Origin of the sequence: Thermalbibacter longus (assembly GCF_023806485.1) — a bacterium.
Taxonomy (GTDB): domain Bacteria; phylum Chloroflexota; class Chloroflexia; order Thermomicrobiales; family Thermomicrobiaceae; genus Thermalbibacter; species Thermalbibacter longus.
This window is the reverse complement of sequence record NZ_JAMSLR010000016.1, coordinates 1-26,557: the sequence shown is the minus strand read 5'-3', so window position 1 is coordinate 26,557 and position 26,557 is coordinate 1. Positions and strand designations below refer to the sequence as shown.

24 protein-coding genes, 1 tRNA gene, 1 rRNA gene, 1 pseudogene and 1 riboswitch are annotated in these 26,557 nt (G+C 65.9%); of the genes and pseudogenes, 14 read left to right on the top strand and 13 right to left on the bottom strand.

The genetic code is table 11. The annotated features are described in order from the left end of the window. Positions 1-268: 268 nt before the first annotated feature. Positions 269-1,765, bottom strand: a complete 1,497-nt coding sequence (locus NET02_RS15180; RefSeq protein WP_284058277.1) for an alkaline phosphatase D family protein — start codon at positions 1,763-1,765, stop codon at positions 269-271. 218 nt (positions 1,766-1,983) lie between these two features. On the opposite strand from NET02_RS15180, the gene NET02_RS15175 reads away from it, so the two are divergent. Genes NET02_RS15175 through NET02_RS15165 form a run of 3 tightly spaced genes read left to right on the top strand, consistent with a single transcriptional unit; the run spans position 1,984 to position 6,814 of the window. After that, positions 1,984-4,098, top strand: coding sequence for a hydantoinase/oxoprolinase family protein (locus tag NET02_RS15175; protein ID WP_284058276.1), 2,115 nt, complete (start codon positions 1,984-1,986; stop codon positions 4,096-4,098). Positions 4,099-4,142: 44 nt separating this feature from the next. Beyond that, complete coding sequence (locus tag NET02_RS15170; RefSeq protein ID WP_284058275.1) at positions 4,143-5,885, top strand: hydantoinase B/oxoprolinase family protein; 1,743 nt, start codon at positions 4,143-4,145, stop codon at positions 5,883-5,885. A 5-nt stretch (positions 5,886-5,890) separates the two neighbouring features. Then, positions 5,891-6,814, top strand: a complete 924-nt coding sequence (locus NET02_RS15165; RefSeq protein ID WP_284058274.1) for an EamA family transporter — start codon at positions 5,891-5,893, stop codon at positions 6,812-6,814. A 3-nt stretch (positions 6,815-6,817) separates the two neighbouring features. Here NET02_RS15165 and NET02_RS15160 read toward each other — a convergent pair whose 3' ends face one another. From NET02_RS15160 to NET02_RS15140, 5 genes are all read right to left on the bottom strand, one after another. Beyond that, the gene (locus NET02_RS15160) at positions 6,818-7,060 is read right to left on the bottom strand and encodes a Uma2 family endonuclease (protein ID WP_284058273.1); all 243 of its coding nucleotides are present in this window, start codon (positions 7,058-7,060) and stop codon (positions 6,818-6,820) included. A 249-nt stretch (positions 7,061-7,309) separates the two neighbouring features. Then, a complete protein-coding gene (locus tag NET02_RS15155; protein ID WP_284058272.1) occupies positions 7,310-7,702 on the bottom strand; it encodes a nuclear transport factor 2 family protein in 393 nt (130 codons plus the stop codon). Positions 7,703-7,724: 22 nt separating this feature from the next. Then, positions 7,725-8,117, bottom strand: coding sequence for a cupin domain-containing protein (locus NET02_RS15150; RefSeq protein WP_284058271.1), 393 nt, complete (start codon positions 8,115-8,117; stop codon positions 7,725-7,727). A 68-nt stretch (positions 8,118-8,185) separates the two neighbouring features. Further along, entirely contained in the window at positions 8,186-8,920 is a 735-nt protein-coding gene (locus tag NET02_RS15145) for a PaeR7I family type II restriction endonuclease (protein ID WP_284058270.1), read from the bottom strand. A gap of 12 nt (positions 8,921-8,932) precedes the next feature. Next, positions 8,933-9,952 carry a DNA-methyltransferase gene (locus NET02_RS15140; protein WP_284058269.1) on the bottom strand — a complete coding sequence of 340 codons (1,020 nt, stop codon included), beginning with the start codon at positions 9,950-9,952 and terminating at the stop codon, positions 8,933-8,935. Positions 9,953-10,115: 163 nt separating this feature from the next. Here NET02_RS15140 and NET02_RS15135 point away from each other — a divergent pair, with 163 nt between their 5' ends. Genes NET02_RS15135 through NET02_RS15125 form a run of 3 tightly spaced genes read left to right on the top strand, consistent with a single transcriptional unit; the run spans position 10,116 to position 13,558 of the window. Beyond that, a complete protein-coding gene (locus tag NET02_RS15135) occupies positions 10,116-10,487 on the top strand; it encodes a recombinase family protein (RefSeq protein WP_284058268.1) in 372 nt (123 codons plus the stop codon). Positions 10,488-10,531: 44 nt separating this feature from the next. Next, positions 10,532-11,038 carry a YIP1 family protein gene (locus tag NET02_RS15130; protein ID WP_284058267.1) on the top strand — a complete coding sequence of 169 codons (507 nt, stop codon included), beginning with the start codon at positions 10,532-10,534 and terminating at the stop codon, positions 11,036-11,038. 18 nt (positions 11,039-11,056) lie between these two features. After that, positions 11,057-13,558 (top strand): Lon protease family protein, encoded by a 2,502-nt coding sequence (locus NET02_RS15125; protein WP_284058266.1) that lies wholly within the window; start codon positions 11,057-11,059, stop codon positions 13,556-13,558. 48 nt (positions 13,559-13,606) lie between these two features. On the opposite strand, the gene NET02_RS15120 is transcribed toward NET02_RS15125, so the two are convergent. Beyond that, positions 13,607-13,783: a hypothetical protein gene (locus NET02_RS15120; RefSeq protein WP_284058265.1), complete on the bottom strand. Its 177-nt coding sequence runs from the start codon at positions 13,781-13,783 to the stop codon at positions 13,607-13,609. A gap of 96 nt (positions 13,784-13,879) precedes the next feature. On the opposite strand from NET02_RS15120, the gene NET02_RS15115 reads away from it, so the two are divergent. After that, positions 13,880-14,104: a hypothetical protein gene (locus NET02_RS15115; protein ID WP_284058264.1), complete on the top strand. Its 225-nt coding sequence runs from the start codon at positions 13,880-13,882 to the stop codon at positions 14,102-14,104. A 113-nt stretch (positions 14,105-14,217) separates the two neighbouring features. On the opposite strand, the gene NET02_RS15110 is transcribed toward NET02_RS15115, so the two are convergent. Then, complete coding sequence (locus tag NET02_RS15110; RefSeq protein ID WP_284058263.1) at positions 14,218-15,633, bottom strand: aspartate kinase; 1,416 nt, start codon at positions 15,631-15,633, stop codon at positions 14,218-14,220. A 160-nt stretch (positions 15,634-15,793) separates the two neighbouring features. Between NET02_RS15110 and NET02_RS15105 the strand changes: the two are divergent. The 3 genes and pseudogenes from NET02_RS15105 to NET02_RS15095 all read left to right on the top strand — a co-directional run. Beyond that, positions 15,794-15,988, top strand: a pseudogene (locus NET02_RS15105) (Rdx family protein); the annotation flags it as partial. A 113-nt stretch (positions 15,989-16,101) separates the two neighbouring features. Next, the gene (gene thiI / locus NET02_RS15100) at positions 16,102-17,334 is read left to right on the top strand and encodes a tRNA uracil 4-sulfurtransferase ThiI (protein ID WP_284058262.1); all 1,233 of its coding nucleotides are present in this window, start codon (positions 16,102-16,104) and stop codon (positions 17,332-17,334) included. Then, the gene (locus tag NET02_RS15095) at positions 17,331-17,465 is read left to right on the top strand and encodes a hypothetical protein (protein WP_284058261.1); all 135 of its coding nucleotides are present in this window, start codon (positions 17,331-17,333) and stop codon (positions 17,463-17,465) included. The genes thiI and NET02_RS15095 overlap by 4 nt, the downstream gene beginning before the upstream one ends. A gap of 28 nt (positions 17,466-17,493) precedes the next feature. Here the strand turns inward: NET02_RS15095 and NET02_RS15090 are convergent, their stop codons facing one another. Continuing rightward, a complete protein-coding gene (locus NET02_RS15090) occupies positions 17,494-18,372 on the bottom strand; it encodes a CPBP family intramembrane glutamic endopeptidase (protein ID WP_284058260.1) in 879 nt (292 codons plus the stop codon). Positions 18,373-18,608: 236 nt separating this feature from the next. Between NET02_RS15090 and chrA the strand changes: the two genes are divergently transcribed. Next, positions 18,609-19,796, top strand: coding sequence for a chromate efflux transporter (gene chrA, locus NET02_RS15085; RefSeq protein WP_284058259.1), 1,188 nt, complete (start codon positions 18,609-18,611; stop codon positions 19,794-19,796). A gap of 1,244 nt (positions 19,797-21,040) precedes the next feature. Here chrA and NET02_RS15080 read toward each other — a convergent pair. Next, a complete protein-coding gene (locus NET02_RS15080; protein WP_284058258.1) occupies positions 21,041-21,424 on the bottom strand; it encodes a YybH family protein in 384 nt (127 codons plus the stop codon). A 363-nt stretch (positions 21,425-21,787) separates the two neighbouring features. Further along, a riboswitch (cyclic di-GMP riboswitch) is annotated at positions 21,788-21,870 on the top strand. 51 nt (positions 21,871-21,921) lie between these two features. On the opposite strand from NET02_RS15080, the gene NET02_RS15075 reads away from it, so the two are divergent. Genes NET02_RS15075 through NET02_RS15065 form a run of 3 tightly spaced genes read left to right on the top strand, consistent with a single transcriptional unit; the run spans position 21,922 to position 24,407 of the window. After that, positions 21,922-22,485, top strand: coding sequence for a TadE/TadG family type IV pilus assembly protein (locus tag NET02_RS15075; RefSeq protein WP_284058257.1), 564 nt, complete (start codon positions 21,922-21,924; stop codon positions 22,483-22,485). Beyond that, positions 22,482-22,937, top strand: coding sequence for a TadE/TadG family type IV pilus assembly protein (locus NET02_RS15070; protein ID WP_284058256.1), 456 nt, complete (start codon positions 22,482-22,484; stop codon positions 22,935-22,937). The genes NET02_RS15075 and NET02_RS15070 overlap by 4 nt, the downstream gene beginning before the upstream one ends. Positions 22,938-22,952: 15 nt before the next feature. Then, positions 22,953-24,407 carry a pilus assembly protein TadG-related protein gene (locus NET02_RS15065; protein ID WP_284058255.1) on the top strand — a complete coding sequence of 485 codons (1,455 nt, stop codon included), beginning with the start codon at positions 22,953-22,955 and terminating at the stop codon, positions 24,405-24,407. Positions 24,408-24,639: 232 nt separating this feature from the next. On the opposite strand, the gene NET02_RS15060 is transcribed toward NET02_RS15065, so the two are convergent. From NET02_RS15060 to rrf, 3 genes are all read right to left on the bottom strand, one after another. Further along, positions 24,640-26,100 carry a cation:proton antiporter domain-containing protein gene (locus tag NET02_RS15060; RefSeq protein ID WP_284058254.1) on the bottom strand — a complete coding sequence of 487 codons (1,461 nt, stop codon included), beginning with the start codon at positions 26,098-26,100 and terminating at the stop codon, positions 24,640-24,642. Positions 26,101-26,202: 102 nt separating this feature from the next. Beyond that, a tRNA-Met gene (locus NET02_RS15055) sits at positions 26,203-26,277 on the bottom strand. 40 nt (positions 26,278-26,317) lie between these two features. Next, positions 26,318-26,436, bottom strand: a 5S ribosomal RNA gene (gene rrf, locus NET02_RS15050). Positions 26,437-26,557 lie beyond the last annotated feature (121 nt).

Below are 26,557 nucleotides of genomic sequence, written 5' to 3'. Positions count from 1 at the left end.
GGGTTGATAGTGCTAGTGTAGTGGAACCGGTTCCGCATGTCAACGGGTGGAATGAAAGAGGCTGATTCTTACCCTCGCCGAGCCGGCTTCCAACCGCTCCTGGTGGGTGACGCGGGCTTCAAACTTGCGGACAAAAGGGCCGGCAGACTCGCGCGGCTGCTTAGACGGAGAGAAGTAGTGCCCCTCAGGTTGAATGCTCGTCATCTGGCAGGGAATACCCGGGCAGCATACCCCGCTTGCCAGCGCTGCGAAGCAGTGGTGCGTGCGGCTAGAACTCCGGCGCGCTGGCGAGCCGACCCGCGGGCCGGAAGGCGCGGGAGCGCTCTTCCCAGGCCCGCACGGTGAACTCGATGTGGTGCCCTCCTCCCGGGAGCGGGCGGAGCCGGACGAGCCCGTGATTGTTGGCCAGAACCAGGAAGTGGCGCTCAAAATGCAGCTCGGGCTCGAGCAGGTTCGGGGCGCGGGTGGCGATGAGGTTGAGCCACCGTTCGAGACGGGTGGCCTTCGTTGTTAGCGGGCTGCTCGTGCACTCGAGGATCGCGCCGAACTTCCCGCGCCGGCGAATGGTGAACGCGCTCGCTGCGTGCACGTCGCCCGAGAGCAGGGCGACCTGCCGGTAGGGCGCGGCGGTCTGCCAGTCGAACAGGGCGCTCAACAACCGGTTCCGGCTTTCGATGAACGCGTCAGAACACCAGCGGTCACGTACCTCGTCGGCGAGATGGCCAGGCAGCCGCTGAAACAGGCGTACCAGCCAGCGGGAGACGTGGGCGACCGGGATGCTGGTTACCACGAAGAGCGTGTGAAGGCTGGCAGCCTCTGCGCTGCCGAGAAATCGCTGGATATCTTCCCACTGTTGCGTACCCAGGAGCGTGCCGCTGGGGTAATGACGGGCACCGCGCACGTCGAGTACGAGGAACCCGGCCGTGCCGAAGCGAAAGGTATAGTGGTAGGGTGGCTCCTTCAGGCTACCGCCGGGGTTGCGCGAGTGCTGGTACTCGCAGTAGACGCGGCTGGCAGCATGGAATAGTCGCCGGTCCAGAGGACTCTCATGCAGTCGTGAGCCCCAAGTAGTAAAGATGTCATGGTCGTCCCAGATACAGTACGTCGGGAACGCCTCTCGGAGCGCGCGAAAGCCCGCCTCGCCGAGATAGCCCCGGGTAACGCGCCGGTAAGCCTCGATGATCGTCTCGAGCGGTGGCGGATGGTCCTCGTCACCGGGCAGGTTCTCCCGCACGCTGATGGGAGGCAATGCGTCGCTGTAGACTTGGTCTCCACAGAGGAGCAGGAAGCGGGCTCCCTGCGTGAGGAGTTCTTCGCGCATCGCCGGGTACAGCTTGGCTCGCTCGCTTAGACGGACGTGGCCATCCGGGTCGAGCTCGTACGGACGGTGGCAGCTCCCGAAGGCAAAGGCGAACGCGCAGTGTTCGTCCGGTGCCGGCGCGAAGCGGCCGCTGAGCCGCCGCTCCCCGACGATGCACACGAACGGCTGGTCAGGTACGGGAGCCGGCGCGGAGAGCGTAAGTACCCCGGTCCAGTCGGTCTCAGCGGAGAGCGGGACCGAGCCGACAACCGGTGAAAACCCCGGTATCTCGAGCCGGGCGATCAGCGTCGGCGCTCCGGGCTGGCGCGCCCAGACGCGAACGGTTTGTTCAGTGACGGCACCGAGCTCCGCCCCGTCGTGAAGCTCCCCACCCGGGAACCTGGTGAGGGTGACGATCTCCCCTGCCGGAGTAGCCTGGATATCGCTCTCGCCCTCCCTGCGCACCGCCAATCCCTCACGTTGCCTCGCAGCCGATCGGAGCCCGGCCCGCATTGTACTTGCAGACGATCGGCATCGGGGGCGGAGACCACGAGGCTCAGCGCCGCTGGCTTCCCGGATCAGACCATTGGCGAAGGCAGCGCTCGGTGGTAGAAACGGGCGGCGGAGTCCGTCTCCGCTGAACAACCAGAGAACCTGACTCGCATGGGCTGAGGGGAGGACAGGTGGCCGCACCACGGTACGCCGTCAGCATCGATGTTGGGGGCACGTTTACCGATCTGGCGCTCTTCGATGTCGACGCAGGAACCGTCGCAGGGGTGCACAAGGTGCTGACCGATCCTCGGCGGCCGGCACGCGCGGTGCTCCAGGGCTGGCGCGAGCTGCTGGAGCTGGCCGGCGTCGAGCCACGTCAGGTCGTTGAAGTCGTACACAGCACCACGCTCGTGACGAACGCGCTGGTCGAGCGGCGGGGTGCCCGCACGGCGTTGCTCACGACCCAGGGCTTCCGCGATGTCCTCGAGATCGGCATCGAGCAGCTCTACGATATCTACGATCTCTTCGCTCCGTACCCGGAGCCGCTGGTGCCCCGCCACTGGCGGCGCGAGGTGCGCGAGCGCCTGAGCAGGGACGGGTCGGTGCTGGAGCCGCTGGACGAGGACAGCGTGCTGGCCCAGGTGGATGAGCTGGTCTCCGAAGGGGTCGAGTCGATCGCCGTCTCGCTGATCCACGCGTACCGGAATCCGGCCCACGAGCGGCGCATCGCCGAGCTCATCGCCAGCCGCTACCCGGAGCTGGCGGTCTCGCTCTCGTCGCAGGTGGCGCCGCTGATCGGCGAGTACGAGCGCACCGTGACAGTCGTCGCCGATGCCTACGTCAAGCCGCTGCTCCGTCGGTACCTGGCTGACTTGCGTGACGCGCTCGAGGGGGAGGGTTTCCGGGGCCGGCTCTTCCTCGTCCTCTCCTCCGGCGGGGTCACGACGCTGGAAGCGGCTATGGACTTCCCGGTACGTCTGCTCGAGTCCGGCCCGGCGGCTGGAGCCTTCGCAGCCAGCTTCTACGGCCGGCTGGCCGGGCACGAGGATGTGCTCTCGCTGGACATGGGCGGCACCACTGCCAAGGCCTGCCTGATCGAGCGAGGCGCGCCGGAAGTCGTGCGCATGCTCGAAGTCGATCGGGTGCACCGCTTCAAGCCAGGCAGTGGGCTGCCGGTGATGACGCCGACAGTCGACCTGATCGAGATCGGTGCCGGCGGCGGGAGTATCGCCACGATCGACCGGCTGGGGCTGCTCAAAGTGGGGCCACAGAGCGCCGGGGCCGACCCTGGGCCGGCCTGTTACGGTCGGGGCGGTGAGCGACCGACAGTGACCGACGCGAACCTCCTGCTCGGGTATCTCGATCCGGCAGCCTTCCTCGGCGGCCGGATGACGTTGCGATCGGAGCAGGCGCGCCGGGCGGTTGCCCGCTTCGTCGCGGAGCCGCTAGGGCTGGAGCTCGCTGCAGCCGCCCGCGGCGTGCACGCGATCGTCAACGAGAACATGGCCCAAGCGGCGCGGACGCACATCATCGAGCGCAATCGCGACCCGCGTTCGCTGGCGATGGTCGCCTTCGGCGGTGCCGGGCCGGCCCACGCGGCCTCGGTAGCGCGCATCCTCGGCATCCGCACGGTGATCGTGCCGCTCGGCGCCGGAGTGGCCTCGGCGATCGGCGCGTTGACGGCACCACTGGCCATGCCCTTCACGCGCACGTATATGACGACCCTCGAGAACTGCGACTGGTCGGTGGTGCGTGACCTCTACCAGGAGATGCGGGCCGAGGCTGCCCGAGCCCTCGCTCCGGTAGCCGGCGAGGCAGCGCTGATCGAGACGCGGGCGGTCGACCTGCGCTTCGCCGGGCAGTACCACGAGCTGCGCGTCACGATCCCCGAGGGGCTGGAGCTCTCGGCCGGGTCGCGGGACGCGCTGGAGGCGGCCTTCGCCGCGCGCTACCGCGAAGTCTACGGGCGGGTACCGTCGGGCCTGGGGGTAGAGGCGCTCAACTGGCACTTAACGGCCTCGGTGCCCCGGCCGGCTTTCCGGCTGGCTCCGGAGCCAGAGGAAGCTCGCGATCCCACGCCTGCGCTCCGGGGCGAGCGGGCAGTCTACTTCGACGACCCGACGCCCGGCGAGCGGCGATGCCCGGTCTACGACCGCTACCGGCTGGGGCCTGGCATGCAGCTCGCCGGCCCGGCAATCGTCGAGGAGCGCGAGACGACGATCGTGGTGCCACCCGGCTGGCAGGCGAAGGTAGACGCCTATCGTAACCTGATTCTCGAGCGCGCTGGGCACGAGGCTGACGAGTGAGGTCGCCGGTGGAGGCAGGTGAGGGGCGAGGAGGTATTCGATCGATGAGTGAGACGCGAGGAGTGGGCCAGGACGTTGCCCAGCCGTCGTTCGACCCGGTCAGCCTGGAGATCATGTGGAGCCGGCTCATCGGCATCGCCGACGAGATGTGGGTGACCATCCTGCGCACTGCTGTCTCCACCATCATCGGCGCGGCCCAGGACTTCGGCTGCGAGATCCTGGACGCCGACGCGGGCTCGGTTGCCCACTCCAACCGCAGCATGCCCGTCTTCAACCTGGTCATGCCGACCGTCACGCGAGGAGTGATCGCCCGCTACCCCATCGAGCAGATGCGTCCCGGCGATGTCTACATCACGAATGACCCTTGGCTGTGCGCCGGGCACCTGGACGACATTGCCCTGATCACGCCAGTGTTCCGCGATGGCCGGGTCGTCGCCTTCGCCGTCAGCGTCGCCCATACCACCAGCATCGGCGGCTCGCTCGACCGCCGCACCGTGCGCGACATCTACGAGGACGGCCTGCGCATCCCGATCCTCAAGCTCTACGATGCCGGCCGGCCGAACGAGACCGCCTTCGCCTTCATCCGCGAGAACGTGCGCACGCCCGACCTGGTGTTGACCGATATCGAGGCCCAGCTCACCGCGAACGGGCTCGGCGCCGAGCGGGTACTGGCCTTCCTCGACGAGTACGGGCTGCCGGATCTCAAGGCTATCTCCCGGGTCATCCAGGCGTATTCTGAGCGGGCGATGCGCGAGGCGATCGCCGCGGTGCCGGACGGGGTCTACGAGCACGAGGTGTGGGCCGACGGGCTGGACGAGCCGGTCTACCTGCGCTGCCGGATCCTGGTGCGGGGCGACGAGATCCTGGTCGACTACACTGGATCGGATCGGCAACGTCCCCGCGGAGGCATCAACTGCACGCTGACCTACACCAGGGCCCACACTGCTTACCCGCTCAAGTGCCTGCTCTCCCCGACTGTCCCGGCCAACGAGGGCACCTTCCGGCCGATTGAGGTGATCGCGCCGGAAGGTTCGATCCTCAACTGCACAGTCCCGGCTTCGGTCGGCTCGCGCACGCGCACCGGCTGGCACCTACACGCGCTCATCTTCGGCGCGCTGGCGACGGCGCTGCCCGACCGGGTGCAGGCCGGCAACGGATTGATGCATTCGATCCATGTCTACGGCCAGGAGCCGGACGGACGCTTCTACAACGCGCACTTCTTCACTGCCGGCGGGCGTGGCGCGAGCCTGGGGCGGGACGGGATCGGTCGCAACTGCTTCCCCTCGAGCGCTCGCAACGTGCCGGTCGAGATCTTCGAGAGCCGCACGCCGGTCCTGGTGCGAACGCGCTCGCTTCGACCGGATTCGGCCGGGCTGGGGCAGTGGCGTGGTGCCTTCGGGCACCAGCTCGAGTTCAGCCCGTTGCCCGGGTACCCGCTCCCGGTGAACGTCTTCATCGACCCTGACCGGCTGCGTTTCCCTCCGAAGGGGCTCGCTGGGGGGCAGGATGGTCCCTGTACCGAGGTGATCGTCAATGGCCGGCGGCTCGGACCGGAGGAGCTGCGCTCCGGGCAGATCACGTTGCAGACGCCGGATGACCGGCTCGAGCTGCGCCTGCCGGGTGGCGCTGGCTACGGGCCGCTGGAGCAGCGCGACCCAGAACTGGCCGCTGCCGATCTCCGCGCTGGCCTGGTCGACCCGCAGTGTCTGCCGGAGTCGCTGCGCCAGGCCGCCGAGCGGCTGCTAGAAAGCCAGAGGGGAGTGGCCGCGACGGAGAGGCCGGGATAGCGCCAGTGGTCGGGGTCGGGTTAGCGCTGGTCTCGAGCCTCCTCTGGGGGGCTGCCGACTTCCTGGCTGGGCTGGCTAACCGGCGAGCGCCGCTCGTAACTGTGCTGCTCGGCACCCAGCTCGCGGGGCTGGCGCTGGTCGCCCTTGTCCTCCTGGCAAGTAGGGATGCCCTGCCGCGGGATGCCCGCCTCGGCTACGCGGCGCTGGGAGCGGTCGGCGCGGCGGTGGGGCTCGGGGCGCTCTACCGGGGGCTAGCTCTCGGACCGATGGGGGTCGTGGCGCCGATCTCGGCGCTCTCCGGGGCTGTGCCCTTGCTGGCCGGCCTGGCCCTGGGCGAGCGACCGTCCGGGCTGCAGCTCGTCGGGATGGCGCTGAGCCTGCTCGGCGTTGCTGCAGCCGCGGCGGCGCCATCGACGCCGGCTGGCGGCCAGCCGGGTTGGGTGGCTGCTGGGCTCGGGCTGGTGGCCGCGGCCGGGATCGGGAGCGCGCTGGTCGGGCTGAACGCGGCCAGCACGGCTCATCCGGTCTGGGCTGTGCTCGCGCTGCGCCTGGCGGTCGTCACCGCGCTGTTCGGCGGGTTGCTGGCGCGCCGAGTCTTCGGGCACGCGCTTGGCGGCGAGTCACCGCTGGGGGAATCTAGGCCGGCTACCGTGAAGCCGGCGGCTGGGGACACGACGGTTCGATCGGATTCGCGGCGGCTCACTAGCCTGTTGATCGTGACTGCGGGGACGCTGGATGCGGGTTCGAATCTCCTCTTCGGCGTCGCCTCGGGCCTCGGCGCGTTGAGCGTTGTAGGGGTGCTGGGCTCGCTCTACCCGGTGAGCACGGTGCTCCTGGCCCGCTTTGTTCTCGGGGAACGGCTGCGCCCGGTACAGCTCGCCGGGGTGGGGGCGGTGCTAGCCGGCGTGAGTGCGATCAGCCTGGGGTGAGGATCAGGGCTCGACCGCGAAGAGCGACGCCACCGGCGCGCGGAGGCCTGGGAGCACGCCGCCCCCATCGAGTTCCTCCTCGGGGCCGAGCTCGCGGGCCTGGCCGTCTGGGGTGTAGACGGTAACCGAGCGACTCTTGGGCGAGAGCCCCCAGACCAGCCGGGTGCCGGCGGCCAGGTAGTCGTGCACCTTATTCCTGACCTCGCGTGTGTGATTACTGGCCGTCCGGCCCGAAGTGAACACCACGCAGGTACTCGGAGTAAGTAGGCGAGCCTGACATCGATGTCAGACGGGGGCCATGGACAGTGGGCGAGCCCTCGGAAAACATGCTCGTCAGAGAATCGGGGACAGCGCGTCACATCTCGGCGACGAGGCGTTGCTGTCACACTCGCTCGCTGCGGGCGCGACCCTCATCGTCGAGCTCAGCCCGGCCCAGTTTGCCCGATCTCGCGTCGCTCCCGGTCGATCTGCTGACCGTACGGCCAGTTCCTTGCGTTATCCCTTCACGTACGAGAGCTTCTCCGCAACCTTGCCGTCGCGCACGCGGAACAGATCGACACCGCGGATGTGTCCAGGCGTGCCCTCGACGTCTGGGGCCCAGCGGTACCGCCAGCGCACGACGCAGCGATCCCCGGTCGCGAACAGCTCCTCGACCTCGAAGACCGCGCCCGGCGACGAGAGGAAGAAGGCTTCCCAGAAGGCGCGGACGGCCGCCTGGCCCTCGAAGCGTTCACCGTCTGGTGGGGGGAAGGTGTTCTCGAAGACGCAGTCCTCGGTCATCGCGGCCATCACCGCATCGACGTCATGGCGGTTGAACGCCTGGTTGAAGCGCTCGACTGCCTCCATGGTAGGGTCCTTTGCTGGCTCCCGGTGCTGCGCCGACTGCATCGCCAGCTCCTCTCGATCTCACTCACTGCTGATCCGGGGCCGTGTCGATGGGTGGCTGCTCCACCGGCCCGTACCACTCGGCCGGGCCGACGGTGGTGATGCTCAAGTGCACCATCGTCTGGCCAGGCGCTGCGCCGTGCCAGTGCTTCTCGCCTGGCGAGGTGTAGACCAGGTCGCCCGGCTGAACCTCGACCTGCTCCCGCTCGTTGCCGACGATCCCGCGCCCTTCGAGGATCACCAGCACTTGCTCGCCCGGGTGAGTGTGCCAGTGGGTGCGAGCGCCGTCGCGGAAGGTGACTCGCGCCACGCTGACACCGCCGGGCTGCTGCGCCTCGAGCAGCCGCTCGAGGGTTACCTCCCCGGTGAAGGTAGTGCCGCGCTGGGCCGGCTGCTCGCCACGTCGAACGACCTTCATGGAGCCTCCTCTGGTTCAGGCTGACCATCACCCCGATTCAGCTCGATCGAGACCATAACAAAGTCGATTTAGGAACTTAACTGCCCAAGGACATGACCAAGAAGCTGAGCCAAGAATCGTCGGGCTGAGAGATCCTCGGCCGGCTCATCGTAATTCGCTCGTTCGTGGGCTTTTGAGCGGTCCACAAGCAGGAGACAAGCGGCAGAGTATTGGCGCTCCTTGACTAGCTTGCGACAAAATATCTCGTAGCGTTTAGCGTAGGACGTCTCCTTAAACTCAGACAGTACCTCAAAATGTGGTTCTTCTATCCTTACAACACTCCTTGATCTTGTACAATCTTCAAGGACGAAGAAATAGCCTAACCAAGGGTTCGATAGAACACTAAATGCACTCTCGCGATGGGCAGTCCATAAGTCGACAGCCGTCCCCACTGCTTCCTCTACACGATTATTGAAGTTGTTACCGAACGAGGGTCCTACCTGTGATTTGAGCTCTATCGCTGCGATGAGCCGACCTTTGGAGACAACAATGATATCCCATTCCTTGGTTGGCCGATAGAAACCGGGCAAGGTAGTGGGTTTCAGTCCATAAAAGATATCATCCTTGCTTACGCCAGCACCAATAAGAAGCTCTTCAATCTTCCGAGCGAATCCGTGCATCTGCTTGCCACCGGTGACTGCTCCCCGGTAGCCTTGATCGGGGGTGCCTCGCTGAAGCTGCCGAGCTGCTTGTTCCTCCCTTACCCGCCAGAATTCCTGCACGGCTTCATAGAAAACGCGGTCAGGAATGCTAATAGCCGTCATTTGACCTCCGCGTCAGAAGGCTAACGTTGCTTGCTGAAGCTTTTCTAAGCGCCGGATTGCCAGAGGAAGGTAGGACGGCTCAATCTCAATTCCAATGCTGTTCCGTCCCCACATCGCCGCCGCAACGTTTGCTGTCCCTGTCCCCATAAAGGGGTCAAGGACTGTGTCGCCGACAAAACTAAACATCCGGACCAGGCGTTCGGCAAGTAAGAGTGGAAATGGAGCAGGATGATAACGAGTGGAGGCGCCATTAAGTGTCCATACTTGCCTGAACCATTCCCGATGACAGTCTTCTGGTATGACTGAGAGAATACGAACTATGTCAGAGGGGCTACGATAACCTCCAGGCCTGCGTTGGAAGAGAATAAATTCAATATCATTCTTGATAATCGCGTTAGGCTCATATGGCTTACCAAGAAAACTACCAGAATTTCCAGTAGCCTCCAGTTGAGCATTTGCGATCTTATACCAGATGATAGGAGCCAGGTTATCGAATCCAATCTTTCGGCAGCGCTCTTGGATGCTTGCATGTAGTGGAAACACCACGTGACGGCCGAATCGACGCCGTGGTAAGCAGACATCACCAACTACGATTATCAAGCGTCCACCGGGTACTAGTAGACGGAAGCACTCTCTCCAAATATGGTCGAGCTCATCCAGAAAGGCTTCATAGTCAGCAATCAGACCGAGCTGCCCGGTGCGTTCAGGATAGGACTTAAGTGTCCAGTACGGAGGTGACGTGACAATCAGATGTACTGACTCATCAGGAAGGGCAGTTAGAACCTCTCGGCTATCACCGAGAAATAGCTGGTGATTCGATGATAGCTGTCGAACAACGGCATTGATCTGTCTTATAAGGACTGGGTCTTTGGCAATAGCTGGTACTGCCTGTTGTCCGAGTGAGTGCAAAAGCTTCACAGCGCCTTCAGGAACTACGCCGTTGAGGTGCTGCAAACTGCGGCCGGGTAGGATAATGCTGTGCGCTCTTGCCTCAGCCAGTGATTGCTCAGTGAGATTGAACCGCTCCACCATGACCATGCTTCCTAACGTGAGGGGCACGACCCAATTATCGTAGTGTACATACAGATCTGGCTAAATCCTACCATATAGGGCCTGCGTGGCTAGCCGTTATCGCGCTTCTGGAAATCGTGGCAGAATGGCAGTGGCGGGGTCGGAGAGCGAAGGGACTTTCACCATGCACGAACGCGCAGCGCTCTTCCTCGGCGCCCGGGTCCAGAAGAAGAGCGATCCTCAAACCGAGCTGGCACAGCAGGAGCAGCGCTGTCGTGACTATGCCGCTGACACCGGCTACCAGGTGACCGCGGTCTTTCGCGAGGTGCTGCCGGACCTACCGGAAAGCCGGCCCGAGCTGAAGCGGCTGCGGACCGCGATGTGGCACAAAGAGTTCGATGTTGTCGTCGCCGCTTCGCCCGACCGGCTCTACGTAGATCCCGATCGGGTCGCCCGGTTCTTGTGGGAAGCGCGGGTGCTCGGGCTGCGGGTCGAGTTCCTCGAGGTGCCGGAACCGTACGTGTGGGTCGTCAAGGAGTACGGGTGGCCGCGCTAGCGGCCGAGGTGGCCGGGGAGAGGCCAAGGCGGAAAGGAGCAGGTGTGCTGCGCTGGATGATCGGGGCGGCCAGGCTCGACCCCACGATCTACGATGAGCTGGAACGCGAGTACAGCGCGACGGTACCCGCGTTGCTCGTCGTGGTCCTGGCGTCGCTGGCCAGCGGGGTGGCGCTGCTGCCGGCCGTCGGGTTGGCCGGCGTCTACACGCGAGCTGCCACGGCGTTCATTTCCTGGACCCTGTTCCTTATCATCGCCTACCTGATCGGAACCAAAGCACTACCTGGTCCTGAAACCTCGGCTACGATCGGCCAGCTCGTGCGCACGCTGGGCTTCGCCCAGACTCCGGTGCTCTTGCTGGCCCTGGGTGGGATCTTCCCGCCGTTCCTCGTCGTGCTCGGGCCACTCGTCTTCGTCTGGGTGCTCCTGGCCACCATCGTCGCCCTGCGCGAGGCGCTCGACCTGACAACGACGCGAACACTCGTGGTTGCTGCAATCTCTTGGCTCGGTTTCGTCTTGCTCAACCTCATGCTGGCCCCAGCTCTGGGCTAGACCGGGAAGGGGGGGGCGATGTCCGAGTTGACCCGGGCAGCGGCTGCGCACCTGGCACTCGCACCGGACCAGTTGCGGCGCCGCCTCGATCCGGCGCGCCTGCCGTTCGAGACGACCGCCGACATCGAGCCCCTGGAAGCCACGATTGGCCAGCCGCGCGCGCTGAGCGCGCTGGAGTTCGGGCTGGAGATCCCGACCGAAGGCTATAACCTGTACGTCGCCGGTCGACCCGGTTCAGGACGCGAGAGCACCGTCCGCCGTTACCTTGAACGCTACGCCCGGCGGCGACCGATTCCGCCGGATTGGGTCTACGTCCACAACTTCAAAGACCCGGAGCAGCCGGTTGCGATCGCCCTCCCAGCCGGGCGCGGCATCCAGTTCGCGCGGGACATGGACGAGTTCGTGCGGGCGGCCCAGCAGGCGATCCCTCGAGCCTTCGAGAGCGACGAATACGACCGTCGCCGTCGAGAGATCGTGGACAGGCTCGAGCGCCAACGGGGCGAGCTTTGGACGGCAGCGCAGGAGTTCGCTCAACAGCGAGGATTCGCGCTCGAGGCGACCCCAGCCGGTGTCGTCAGCGTGCCGGTGGTGCAGGGGCGCCCCATCACGCCGGAGGCGTTCGAGGTTCTCCCGGCGCCGGTGCGCGAGGACTTGGAGCGCAGGAACCAGGAGATCCAGGCGCGCATCGCCGATACGTTGCGCGAAGTGCGCCGGCTCGAGAAGCAGGCAGCGGAGCGGCTGCGCCAGCTCGACCGCGAAGTGGCGCTCTTCGCCGTCGGGTCGCTCTTCGACGATCTGCGCGAGCGCTATGCCGATCAGCCAGCCGTCCTCGCGTACCTGGAGGAGGTGCGCGAGGATCTGCCGGATCACCTGCACGACTTCTTCCCGCCGCAAGCGGCCAACGTCCCGCCGCCGATCGCGCAGCTTCAGGTGGTCCAGCAGGAGGAGCACCTGGCACGTTACCGCGTGAACGTGCTCGTCGACAACAGCAGGCTCGAGGGAGCGCCGGTGATCTTCGAGCGCAACCCCAGCTACTATAACGTGCTGGGGCGCATCGACTACCGCGCTGCTTTCGGCGCTATGGTCACCGACTTCAGCCAGATTCGGCCCGGTGCCCTCCATCGGGCAAACGGTGGATTCCTCGTGCTGCACCTGGCCGATACACTGCGCAACCCCTTCGCCTGGGAAGGGCTCAAGCGAGCGCTGCTCAGCCGGCAGATCGTGATCGAAAACCTGGGGGCTCAGTTGTTGAACCCGGTTCCAACAGCGTCGCTGCGCCCGCAGCCGATCCCGCTCGACGTGAAGGTGGTGCTGATCGGCACGCCGCTGCTCTATCACCTGATGTCTGCCCTGGACGAGGACTTCAAAGAGCTGTTCCGCGTGCGGGCCGACTTTGCCCCGGATATGGACTGGAACGACGAGCATGCGCTAGAGTACGCCGCGTTCATCAGCCGGTGTGTCCGCGACGGTGGGCTGCGACACTTCGATCGCGGGGCCGTGGCACGCGTCATCGAGTACGGCGCCCGGATCGTCGAACACCAGCGCAAGCTCTCGCTCCAGCTCCTCGAGATCAGCAACCTGGTCGCCGAAGCCAGCTACTGGGCCGGCAAGGCTGATCGCGAGCTGGTAACGGCCGAAGACGTCGACCGGGCGATCGAGCAGAAGGAATACCGCTCCAATCTGGTGGAGGAGCGTATCCGCGAGCTCATCGCCGAGGGGACACTTCAGATCGACACCGAGGGGACGCGCGTCGGGCAGATCAACAGCCTGTCGTACATCCAGCTCGGAGACTACGCCTTCGGCCGGCCGACGCGGGTGACGGCGCGCGTCTCGCTGGGCCGAGGCGCGGTCGTCAGCATCGAGCGGGAGATCGCGCTCTCCGGCCCGATTCACTCGAAGGGTTTCCTGATTCTCTCCAACTATCTAGCCGGAGCGTACGCTCAGGAGTTCCCGCTCTCCATCAGCGCCTCGATCACGTTCGAGCAGGCGTACGAGGAGATCGAAGGTGACTCCGCCTCTTCGGCTGAGCTCTACGCGCTGCTCTCGGCGCTCTCGGGGCTGGAGCTCGAGCAGGGGATCGCCGTCACCGGATCGGTCAACCAGCATGGGGAGATCCAGGCGGTCGGCGGGGTCAGCGAGAAGATCGAAGGCTTCTATGCCGTCTGTAAGTCCAAGGGCTTGACCGGAGGGCAGGGGGTCATCATCCCGGCGGCCAATGCGCAGCACCTGATGCTCAAGGACGAGGTGGTGGAGGCGGTGAGGCAGGGGCGGTTCCATGTCTGGGCCGTGCGGACGGTCGACGAGGGGATCGAGATCCTGACCGGCATCCCGGCTGGCGAGCGCGGGCCGGATGGCCAATATCCCGAAGGAACCGTCCATCGCCTGGTGTCGGACCGGCTCCGCGCGTACGCTGAGCGCCTCCGCGACTTCGGCAGCCGCCGGAATGAGCGAGACGATCGAGCTCGATCCTCAGGTGATCCTACCGGCCAGAGCGAGGAGGGATCACCGGCGCAGGGTTGAGGAGATGAATCGCCGCCTTATTGGGCGATGGCTCCTCGCAGGGAACGTTCAGCCGCGGCCGGGACGACTCGCCGTCCAGTCTCGGAGGCGTGCTACCACGTCACGAAAGCCGCCGGCCCGCTGCTCGGGCGCGGCCGGCTCGACGCCGAGCCGGCGCAGCAGCCAAGCGATCCCCAGGCGCAGCGCGGCGGCCGCGAGGAACGTCAGCGCGATCCAGGTCAGCATCGAGTGCCCTCCCTGCCCTAGCCCTGGAGCCGGATCGTCTGCCGGAGCGTTTTATGTTCGAGGGAGGCGAGGACGCGGCGAGATGAGGATATGGTCGTGCGCTCGCTAGACTGGGGTGATGTCCTCTTCATCGGTGGTTTCCTGGTCATGCCGATATTGGTCATCCTCACCAGCCTCGCGGCCCTGCGCCGGCAGCGTCGGGCCGCGTCGTCACATCCGAACGAGACTCTGCCACCGCCGGCAGCGCCGAGAGCGGATCCATCGTCAGGAGCAGAGGCGGGCATAGCCGAGACTGCGGAGTTGCCGCCGACCGAGTCCTAGCTGCCACCCCGCGTCCGGCGAGACGGCGGGATGATCCACGTGCGTGCCCGGAAGGCGCTCAGGGTGACGAGAAGTTCGTCCGCGCTGGAGGCGTCTGCGGTGAGTCCGCGAGCCTATGCCTCCCTCGCGTTGCCGAGGCCGAATGCCGCGTGAATGGCTGGCACAGCGCGGGTCACCTCGTGCTCGGCGATCACGAAGGAGATGTTCAACTCCGACGATCCCTGGGCGATCGCCACAATGTTGATCCGGTTCTGGCCCAGCGTCTGGAAGACGCGACCGGCCACACCGGGTGTGCCCCGCATGCCAGCGCCGACCACCGCCACGACCGCCAGGTTCGGATCCTCCCAGATGCGCATGACCCGGCCCTTGAGCAAGTCCAACTCGAACTCTTGCTCCAGTGCCGCCAGCACCTTCGCCGTATCGGCCTGGCGAACCACGAAGCCCAGCGAGTGCTGCGAGGATGCCTGGAAAATCATATAGACGTTGACGCCGGTCTCGCCGACTGTGTCGAACACGCGCGCGGTTACGTCGGCGACGCTGAGGAACCCGCTTCCCTCGACCGTAATCACGCTGACGCCGGGGATCGCGGTGATGGCCTTGACCACCGAACCGTCCTGCGTCGTGTCCGGGCCGATACGCGTGCCAGGGTGTTCTGGGCGGAACGTGTTCTTGATCCAGATCGGAATGCCGCGCTCGGCGGCCGGTTGCATCGTGCGGGGATGGATCACCTTGGCGCCGAAGTATGCCAGCTCCGTTGCCTCGGCGAACGAGATCGACGGGAGGGTGCGCGCCTCCGGCACCAGACGCGGGTCGGCGGTCATCACGCCGTCGACGTCAGTCCAGATCCAGACCTCATCGGCGTCCAGCGCGTAGCCCAGGATCGACGCCGAGAAGTCGGATCCGCCCCGGCCGAGCGTGGTGACCGACCCGCTGGTCGTCGCCCCGAAGTAACCAGTCACGATGGGCAGTTTCCGCTCGGCGAGGAGCGGCCCCAGGCGCTCCTGAGCTCGCGCGCGCGTCTGCTCGAGGAGCGGGGAGGCATTGCCGAAGGCATCGTCAGTGATGATCACCTGGTCGCTCTCGACGGCAACGGCCGGAATGCCGCGATCCTGGAGCACGCTGGCGACAAGGACGCTGCTCATCCGCTCGCCGAAGGAGACAATCCAGTCCTGTGCTCTGGGCGAGAGGTCACCGAGGATATGCACTGACTCTACCAGCCGCGCGCAGCGGCTCGCGATCTCCTCCAGCGTCACCGTGACCTGCGCGCGTCGCCCAAGATCGTGCACCAGCTCGGCGACGACAGCCAGGTGACGATCGAGCAGAAACTGTCGGAGCTCGCTGCTCGCGTCGCCCTGTCCGGATGCGGCGGCTGCGGCGGAGGCCAGAAGCTGGTTCGTCACACCACTCATCGCCGAGACGACAGCCACGACCGGCTCGCCCGACCGGTAGGCTTCGGTGAGAATCCGGGCCGTCTGGTCGATAGCCTCTGCGTTACCGACCGATGTTCCGCCGAACTTCATCACCCGCATCGCTGGCGTACCCCTCGCTCCCGACCGCACGGTTCCAAGCGGCCAAGCATACTCTATTTGGTATACTCACGCAGTTGTGCGACGCGGTGCGGAGTGGAAAGGGGGCGTCGTGCTGCACGCGATCCGGATCGAGTACTGCACGAGTTGAGGCTACCAGAAGCGTGCCACCCGTGCGGTGGAGCTGTTGGTGGGCCGGTTCGAGGAGTACATCGAGGAGATCGCGCTCAAGCCATCAGACGGCGGGCGCTTCGAAGTCACGGTCGATGGAGAGCTGGTCTATTCGAAGCACATGACTGGCCGTTTCCCCGAGGAGGATGAGCTCGTCCGGTTGGTCGGCGAGCGCCTGAGGGCGTAGTCCATGGCCGGTGACGCTCGCTAGCGGCGTGCACGACGTGCCGCGGATCCAAGAATGGTCCGGGCAGGAGTCTGTCGACTCCTTGCTCGGCGTTGGAATCGAATGTCGTGGTCGTGAACGGGCGAGTGGACAGCGGGTACAAGCCGATCGTGGTTGCCCGGGTGCACGAGGTCGCGCTCAAAGGAGCGAACCGGCCCTGGTTCATGCACACGCTGGTGCAGAACGTCGAGCACGCGCTGCGGGACGTGCCGCACGAGCGCGTCAGGGTGCGTAACACGCGGTTGGTGATCCCGATCCCGGGGCTCGAGACCTGGCCAACGGTTCGCGAACGGCTGTCCTGGGTCTTCGGGGTCGCGAACTTCTCCCTTGCGCTCGAGACGGGCCTGCGGCAGGAAGAAATACAGGCCGGGCTCGCGAAGCTGATGGAGCTTCTCGGTCCTCCATCAGGAAGCTACCGCGTGCGCGCCAAACGCACGAACAAGAGCTATCCCTTGACCTCGCCGGAACTCGAACGTGAACTGGGCCAATTCATCAAGGATCGTACCGGCGCGCCGGTGAACCTGACCGAGCCCGACGTCACCTACCAGGTAGAGATTCTCTACGACCGCGCGCTGGTCAGCGGCGAGGCGGTCAAGGGTCCCGGTGGATTGCCGGTTGGTGTCAGCGGCCGCGTCGTCGTCCTGCTGTCCGGGGGATTCGACTCGCCGGTCGCCGCTTACCGGATGATGAAGCGTGGCTGCTTCGTAACGCTGGTGCACTTCCATGCCTACCCGTACGTCCGCCCGATCTCGATCGAGAAAGCCGTCGAGATCGCGCGGCATCTCGGGCGCTACCAGCCAGGCGTACGGCTCATCGTCGTGCCGATCGGCGACGCGCAGCGCGAGATCGCGCTGGCCAGCCAGCCGGCCCTCCGTGTCGTGCTGTACCGGCGACTGATGATGCGAATCGCCACCGCGATCGCGTACGAGCAGGGCGCCGGGGCGGTGGTCACCGGCGAGAGTCTGGGGCAGGTCAGCTCGCAGACGCTCGAGAATATGCGGGTGATCGGCGCGGTGACCGACCTGCCGCTGCTGCGCCCGCTGGTGGGGTTCAACAAGGACGAGATCCTGGGCGAGGCGATCCAGATCGGCACCGAGCCGATCTCCCGGGTGCCGGACGATGACTGCTGCACCGTCTTCATCCCGCGCCACCCAGCCACCCACGCAACGCTGGCCCAGGCGGAAGAGGCTGAACAAGCCTTCGACTCGCAGGCGCTCGTGGCCTCGTCCCTGGCTCAGCGAACGGACTACCAGGGCGACCCAGCGACCTGGGACGTCACGCTCGCGCTGGCTGCAGCCACGCGTTGACGGTCATAACGCTCTCTTGTCCAGAACGCTCCCCAGAGCGGCGGGTGACCAGCGTCATCGGCCCGCTCACCTGGTGGGCATGCTGGTTCCTCGTGGTCGTCGATCACCAGGCGGAGATGAAGCCTGAGTGAGAGTTCCGAGTCGACCCGGAGCTCGCCCCTAGCCGGCGCCGGCGATAACCGCGACCGCGATCAGGATTCCATGCACGACCGTTGGCGCTAGGACGCTGCCGCTCTTCTCGCGCAGGTACCCGAAGATCACGCCGAGGATTGCTGTCCACAGACCCCATCCCCACTGGAACGGTCCGGCGGGGCTGAGCGCATGAGCCAGGCCGAAGAACAGCGCGGCGATGGCCAACCCCCAACCACAGGGTGCGCCGAGCAGGCGGTAGGGACGCCCGAACGACTCATTGAGCCGCGACTGCACGTAACCGCGGAAGAACACCTCTTCGGCGAGGGCAACAACGAAGAGCCGATAGAGGATCGCCGGGACCAGGGAAGTGTGTGGTCGGGCGAGCGCTGCCAGCGCGAGCGCGAGCCCGAGCGAAAGCACCAGGCCAGTGACTGCACGTGCCTGCGGCGCCCGTTGCTCGACCGGTTGCGTGTTACGGACAGCGTAGGCGACGACTGGTAGGGAGGCGGCGTAGCACAGTGCGAGGACTACCGCACCTGGCCATCCGGTCGGCGAGAGGTCGAGCGCAATCAACAGCGGGAACGCGAGCCCACTGAGTGGTCCCAGGACTGCCAGCGCCAGGCAGCCGGCCTCCAGTGGGCGGGCGATGGGAGCAAAGGTGAGGCCGTAGGCGGGAAGGCTCCGCCGGGTGGCCAGGAGCAACAGGAGCGGCAGCGCGATGAAGACGAAAAGGGTAGTCAGGAAGGGTTGGCCGAAGACGTCACGCTGCCAATCATCGATCGCGGGCAGCCCACGGGAGAATGCCCAGAGGAGCGCGAGGCTGGAGGCCCAGACGGCGACGACCTCGATAAGGGCCAGGAACCGCTCCGCCGGGACGGCGATCTGCGCCCGTGTCTGCCCACTCATAAGAGTCATCGCTTCCCCGTTTCACACGACGCTCTGCCGGTGCGTCCCGCCCGAGCCGAGCGGCGCGACCGGCGCAATGCTACCCGCAGCGTCGTATCGAGGGGAGGGTGCGCGCCGGAGATAGATACAAGATTGGTCATCGAGCGTTCACAGTGGCGGAAGCGCCCGCTGGTATACTGCCGGCGCAGCCTGCTGGCTGGCAGGTATCGATACCGCATCGTGCGAAGGGGAGGTGGATGCCCGATCGGGAGATGGCGACAGGACGCACGGTGCCGGCTGTGGAGCCAGGGCCGCTCGGGGAGGTGGCGTGGGTTGCGCTCAAGCTGGGATTCACGGCGTTCGGCGGCCCGGCAGCCCACATCGCCATGCTCCGCGAGGAGGTGGTCGTCCGCCGGCGCTGGCTGAGTGAACAGTACTTCCTCGACCTGATCGGCGCCACCAACCTGATCCCTGGCCCGAACTCGACAGAAATGGTGATCCACTGCGGGTACCTGCGGGCGGGCTGGCGCGGGTTGATTGCCGCCGGGACGCTGTTCATCACGCCGGCCGCGCTCATGGTGCTGGGCCTTGCCTGGGCCTACGTGCGCTGGGGCTCCACGCCTGAGGCTGGCTGGCTACTCTATGGGATCAAACCGGTGATCATCGCGATCGTCGGCCAGGCGCTCTGGGGGCTGGCGCGCGCGGCCGTGCGGAGTGTCTTCCTGGCGACAGTGGGCCTGGCCGCGCTGGTACTGTACTTCCTGGGAATCAATGAGATCGCCATCCTGTTCGGCGGTGCGCTCGCCGTACTGCTGGTTCACCTTGCGCGGCAATGGCGGGGCAGCTCGGCTGCGATGCTGTTGCCGCTCGGTGGCCTGCCGCTGCCGGCCCTCTCGCTCGCGGCGCCGGCGGTGCCGGTTAGCCTGCTCCAGCTTTTCCTCACGTTCCTCAAAATCGGCGCGGTGCTCTATGGCAGTGGCTACGTGCTGCTGGCGTTCCTGCGTCGCGACTTCGTCGAGCGGCTCGGCTGGCTTACCGACCAGCAGCTCCTCGACGCCGTGGCCGTTGGCCAGTTCACCCCGGGGCCAGTCTTCACGACCGCGACGTTCGTCGGATACCTGGTGGCCGGCTGGCCCGGCGCGGTCCTGGCGACGATCGGGATCTTCCTACCGTCGTTCCTCTTTGTCGCCGCCATCGAGCCGTTCGTTCCGCGCCTGCGGCGTTCCCCGTGGACGGCGCCGCTGCTGGACGGCGTGAACGTGGCAGCAATGGCGCTGATGGCGGCGGTCTCGTGGCAGCTCGGCCGGGAGGCGATCGTCGATCCACTGACGGCTGGGCTGGCGCTGATAGCGCTCGTGCTCTTGCTGCGCTTCAAGGTGAACTCCGCGTGGCTGGTGCTCGCCGGCGGGGCGATTGGCGTGGTGGTGCGACTGCTGGGCGGGTGAAGCGAGATCTGCGAGAACACGCGCTGGACGTCGTCATCGACGCAATCCCGTTGCTCTGTCTGCTCGTAATGCTGAAGCCCCTTCGCCTAGCGCGGTGACGGTCGATCTCTTGTTGACGAGCTCCCAGGACGTGCCCCAGGTGTTACCCAGCAGGCGAGCTCGCGACCTAGCGCAAGTTCGGGCTGGTTGCGGCTGGTGAGGCGGGCGGAACTGACGGTAACGGAATGGCTGCTGCTCCTGGTGCGGTACAACGCGCTGTTCGCGACGCCGCCAGTGCTCCCGGTGGGCTTGTAGCCGGCGACGAGACGAGCAATGAAGGGGCGCAATGAGGGACTTGGGGGTAGCTCCCGCGCAGTGCGCACGACGGATCGAGCCCGGCGCATGGTGCAGTGGGCTGTCCGATGATGCTGGACGCTGCGGTGTCCTGCGAGCTCTTTGGCCTGGTGGTCGTGCCGCACGAGCCGGCGCGGCTGACGCTGAGCGGAGCTCGGCAGCGCAAGGAGGGGCGGGGCCGTGCGCCGGGCATGCTGGAATTCGTCGAGCCCGTGCACGCACCTGAACGTCTATCTTGCGCATAAGGAGAGTTATGCGCAATAGCTTCGGGTGCTCCAGCAGCCCCCTAGTGCGGCTGCACCTGGTCCTGGACGCTGCTCCCTGGCAGGCGGTGCTTGTGTGAGATCGGCTGCGGGGCGCGTTTGCAGACTCGGTGGTCTCTCGCGCCCGACAACGGTGAGGTCGCCGGAGCTCACGGCTGCTTCTTCCATCCTTGGCCCGAACTCCTGTCGCTGGTGGCGCGGTACCCGAGCCCGATCGAGACTCTCCTGGACTCGAGCGTCATGGGTCGGCGGGCCATGACGGGCTGGACGTGGTATCAGCGTGCCGGAGCGCCGGGCGCGGTGCCTCGAGTGAGAGGCCGCCTGCCGCGAGCCTTTCTTGCTTGATGGTGGCACTCGCTTCCTCGCGGCGGTTCGACAAGCGATGGCCTCTGTAGAGGCCGGCCGCTGCGAGTCCTGGCAAGGCTCTGGTCACGGAGCGGCTCTGCCGGATCGACACGGTGTAGCCAGCCGAGTTGGCCGTGCCGGCGAGACTTCCCTGCCTCCGTCCCTCACGTCACCAGGCCCGGATTGGGTCGCCCAACCGCTCTCCCTACCCTCTCGAACGGAGAAATATTATGTCCATCCCAGTGGTTCCCCCACGTGTTGCCAGCGGCCGGAACAATCGCGCGTTGCGGTATTCTCCCTGCTTCACCGGAGGATTCGCTCTCCGCTCGGTATGTCGATGACGAACCGCCATGACCCGTCGGCCTGCCGCCGCGCGACCTGAACCGAGTTCCCGTGGAGCACCATCGCCTTCCCGTCCGAGCCAGCGCCGGTTAGGCTCCAGTCGCCGATGAGGAGCGCAAGGTCGCCGCACTGCGAGACGAACCTCGTGTCCAGCGCCAGGTGTCCCTTTAGCGCCAGGAGCTGCTGGAAGGCCGCGCTGAGTTGCGCTGTGCCGGTGGCAAGCTGCTCGGGCCCCGCCACATATGTCGCCTCCGGCTCGTAGAGGGCGAGCAGGGACTCCCGATCTCCTCTATTGAACGCTTCGGCGAACCGCAGATGCATCTCTGCGGGAGAGGTTGCTGGCATAGCCGATTCCTTTCAGCTCAAGGTGCTGTAGCAGTATAGAACGACCCGCATAGCTAGATCAAAGGGCGCAGGATAGAAGCCACCATGCCTTGCCGCCCGCTGCTGTTGCCTGTGTATGCATGCTGGGCGGGGTGCCGGAGGACCGTGAACGGGGTGCGACTATACAAAACGGCGCCACGGTACATTCGTACTCTTGACTCTACTTACCATTCCTCTATCCTGTCGACAGGAAGGGTAGCCTGTCAGAATGCGCACTGGCGGCCACGTCGCCGCGCAGAGGCTCTGCCTATCGCTCCTGAGGGAGGGCCATTGAGGGCGGTGCTGACAGTACGCTGAGCCTCTGGCGCAGGACACAATCGAGTAACCCGAAACGGCAGCGATGACGCGTGGGCTCTAGTATGGGCGCCTGGCCCGCGCTGAGCGAGTGGCGCAACCGGCCGACGAGAGGGTTGAGCCGGTTTTTCTGTTGTTGGTCTCGCTGATCGGGGTGAGCAGGTATGGTCCTGAGCAGCGAGGGGACCGGGCCGCGAGTAGCGCGCCGACCTCCGAGCCTTCCATACCACCCTGGGCAGGCTCTGGTTGAGCTGGCCGTCATTGCCGGTTTCCTCCTGTTGCTGATTCTCGCCCTGTTCGAGTTCGGTCGCGCCTTTACCGCCTGGGTGCAGCTCGGCAACATGGCGCGCGCCGGCGCGCAGTACGGCTCGATGGGAGCGTTCCTCTCGCCGAGCGACGACGTCGATGCGATCGAGCAGAAGATGATTACTGCCGCAATGGATGAGCTCGGGAGCGACCATACCATCTGGGGGGAGCAGCCAGTTGTCACCGTGAGCTCGATCCTCAAGGATCCTGACTCGAAAGCCGAGCCAGGGATGGGCACGGAAGCGATGCCGGAGTGCATCGCGATCGTCCGCGTGGAGTACGAGTTCCACCCGATCTTTCCAGTGCCTGGGCTACCAGACTCGGTGCGCCTGTCGCGCACTGCCCAGATGCGCGTCCAGTTCCGGCCCTGGTACGACCCCACGGTAGATCCGGCCGGTGGCTGTAAGGATGTGGGGCCATGAAGCGTGTCAGGCGGGGTCAGGCAACGGTCGAGTTCGCCCTCGGGGCGATGGTTTTCTTTATGCTGGTCTTTGGCGTCATCGAGGCTGGCCGAGCCGTGTTCGTGTATGGCCAGCTCCGCAATGCGGCTCGCGAAGGCGCTCGCTACGCCGCAGCCCACGGCTGCGTGGGGAACCCATCGGTGACCCCATCCAACTACTCGAAGTACCTCACGCCCTATGTCCGCGACCTGGTGCAAGGTATCGATCCGAACGCCCTCACGCTGACGGCGACCTGGTCGGATAGCCTCGGGTCCGGGACGGTACCCAACCAGGCTATCTGCCCGAACATGCCCAATCGACCTGGTGTCGAGGTGACGGTGACTGCGACGTACACCTTCCAGCCGGCGGTTGGAATCGTCTTCGATGTGTCGATCCCGATGAGTGCCTCTAGCACGATGCGGATTCACTATTGAGGGGGACGAGCAGCTATGGCACGCTTCCCACATCCCCGATTCCGCAAGGGCACCGTTCCCACGGCCCGCGCGAGCGCGTGGGATCGCCCTGCCCGGCTGGGTCAGGCGCCGGGCCAGGTCATGGTCTTGTTCGCGCTGATGATCACCGTCCTCATCGGCTTTACCGCGCTTGCCATCGATGCCACTTACCTGATGAGCGAGCGACGCGCGGCCCAGAACGCGGCCGACGCGGCCGCGATGGCGGTGGGCAAGGCCCTGGCGCGCAACCTCAACAGCTCGGGGAGTCTCGTCACCCAGTCCGATGCCGAGGCCATTGCGGAGCGATTCGCCGGGCTGAACGGCTTTCCCGACGACGGATCGACCACCGTTGTCCAGCCGCCGATCCTCAAGCCATCGCCACCGTTCCACCCACGACAGGTCACCGTGACTGTGACGCGGCAGCTCGAACCGTTCTTCCTGCGCGCGCTCTACACCGGCCCCTGGAGTGTATCGGCCACCGCTACCGCGACGGTGATCAACACTGGCGAGCACTTCGGGCTGCTGGCGCTCGGCCGAGACGGGGACGGCGTGGTCTTCGGCGGGCTGAGCGCGGGCGGCTCCGGGAGCACATCGTGCACCAAGGTCACCTGCATCACGATCGTCTGCGAGGATCCCTCACAGGCGTGCGGCAGCGTGGGGTCGAATACAGATATCACCTTCAACGGCAATACCCAGGGGTCGGTCGATGGGAACCTCGAGGCTGCCGGCAGCATCGTGAAGCAGCCCGAGGGGACCTTTAAGGTGAGCGGCTTCGCGGCAGGTGGCATGGGCGGCGTCACCGACCCGCTCTGGGGCACGCCGTCGCCGCTGACCAAGGGGGCCTGCGGCGGCGATCCGCCGGCCCCTGGCTGGAACGAGACCACCAAGACGCTGACGCTGCATCCGGGCCACTACACGCAGGCCAATAAGACCACCTCACTCAAAAACCTGAAGCAAGCAGATACGATCATCCTCGAGCGCGGCATCTACTGCTTCGATGGGGTCAGTTTCGATCCGTCGAATAGCGTTCAGGTAATCGATGGCGGCGATGGCGTGCTCCTGTACTTCACCGGTGGAAGCACATTCTCAGTGGCATCCAACACGATCAAGACGTTGACCATCCGCGATGCCAAGGCGGCCGGGACGAGTTGGGGGCAGACCGGGGATGCCGCCCGGTGGGATGAGATCGCGATCTGGATCGACAATACGAATGCCTCCGGCGCGTGCAACTCGGTGAACGTCCTCAAGGTCTCCGGCACGGGGACCTGGACGATCGAGGGCACGATCTACGCGCCGTGCACCTCGATCCAGTTCAATGGCAACAAGAGCGCTGCCGCGCTCTCGGGGATGCTGATCGGGTACGAGGTGAAGCTGCAGGGCAGCATCGATCTCGAGATCACGGTGCCACCCTCGACCGAGCAGAAGCCGCCGATGGTCTATCTCACGAAGTAAGAGCGCGCGGCACGCACGGCATTCGCGACCATCGCGGTGCGAAAGCGAGGGGTGAGGACCTGCGCTAGGATTCTCGGCTCCGCGAGGGCGAGATGTCCCTCGCCCCTTCCTCGACGATCGGCTCGACCGGGTAGCGGGCGCGCCAGGCCTGAAATCCGCCCTCCAGAGCCACAGCTTCGAAACCCATTGACCGGAGCTGGCGCGCCGCACGGGCGCTCGACTCCTCGTTCGGTCAGGTGCAGTAGGTGACCACCAGCCGGTCGCGCGGCTGGCCTGTGGCCCATTCCACGACCTGGTCAGGCGGGACACGCAGGCTACCGGGAATGCGCACCTGGTCCTCAGCGTAGTGCGCGCGAGCACGTACGTCGAGCACCAGCGGCGGAGAAGGCCCGGCCAGCAGATCGGCCAGCTCGCTCGCCGATATCCGTGGCACCTCACCGGCAGTTGATCGAAACAACCCCGCGGCCGTGCTCTCACGCTCCTCCCCTGGCGTTTGGGCTGCCTCAGCGACTATCCGGCCATACCAGGCGGCGAGCGGAGTGGCAGAGGAGCCATGCAGGATCACCGAAGCGAAGACGACCACCCCAGCGATCGCGAGCAATCGCTCGGCACCGCTGACGCCGCTGTGGATCGCTAGAAGAGCGAGGAGCAGCGAGTTGAGACCCCGGGGGCCGAACCAACTGATGAAGAGGCGGGCCTGTCGGCTAGCGACAGCTCGTCGGAGCACCAGAGTCATCGCCAGCGGGCGAGCAACCGCGATCCCGACGAGAGCGAAGAGCAGTGCCGGCACCAGCTCGATCTGCGTGACCATGGTCGAGAGGAGAGCGCCGAAGAGGGTAAAGGCGAGGAGCATCGCGATCTCGGCGGTAGTCTCGCCGTACTCGACGAAGCAATCGCACAGCTCCACATTGCTGATCGAGATGGTTGCCCCGGCGGCGAACGCTGCCACGAAGCCGCTTCCCCCGATCGACTCGCCGGCCACGTATGCGGCCAGCACGAGCCCCAGCCCGTAGAGCGCCTGGTACAGCCGAGAGATACCGAAGCGTGCATCTGCCTTCGCCATCAACCAAGCGCCAGTCCAGCCGATCCCGATGCCGGCGAGCGGCCCCAGCACGAAGAGCTGACCCAGGAAGGCGAGCCAGCGCTCCAGGCTCTGGGTGGATGACTCTAACATCGCGATCAAGATCAAAACGATGGGCAAGACGATCAGGTCGTTCGTGCCGGCCTCCACGCCGAGGGCCCGGCGGACCGAGCGGGGAATGCGCTCATCGCGGAGCACGTCACGCAGGACAACGGGGTCCGTCGAGGAGAGGATCGCTCCGAGCAGCAGCGACTCGGCGAGCGTGGTGGAGAAGAGCGCATAGGCGGCGACGGTGTAGACGGCGGTTGTCAGGATTGTGCCTGGGCCGAGCGAGAGAATCGGGATGAGCCAGTCATCGCCGACCTCGTCGAAGCGAATCTTGAGTGCATCGATGAAGAGCACCAGCGCGAGAGTAAGGATGGTGATGACCTCGAGCATTGGGCTGTGCGGGGTCAGGTCGATGATCCCGAAGCCGGTCGGACCGAGGAGGACGCCGAGCACGAGGAAGATGAGAGGATAGGAGATCGGTACTCGGGCCACGATGCCGGAGGCGAGCGCGGTCAGGATGAGGACGATCGCGGTCAGGGCGAAGGCGGGGGTGAGATCAGGCACGGGCTCTCCTCTCTGCTGGGGCAAGCGTAGCCCAATGTGTCGTCGGAGGAAGCGAGTGCGAAACACGATGCGCCCCAGGGGGATATCCCTGGGGCGCTCGGGTGGTAGCGGGGGTGGGATTCGAACCCACGACCTTCGGGTTATGAGCCCGACGAGCTGCCGCTGCTCCACCCCGCGGCGATGAGAGAGCGTGGCGACCGGGAGTTCGGCTGGTCCGGGCGCGCAGCGGCCTCGCCTCCCGCGCGGTCCCCCGCGCAGTACTCTCCGGCGCTGGCGTCGGGCACGACCCGGTTCGGGATGGGACGGGGTGGTTCGACGCCGCTCTCGGCCACGCGCCCGGGTCAGCCGGACTCTGGTGTGTAGGGCTGCTGGTGAGCAGGATGCTAGGAAGTGCCGGGCTCCCGCTTGGGGGAGTGAGGGTTGAGGGCTGCCCTCGACCATGAGCACGGCTCGGCTC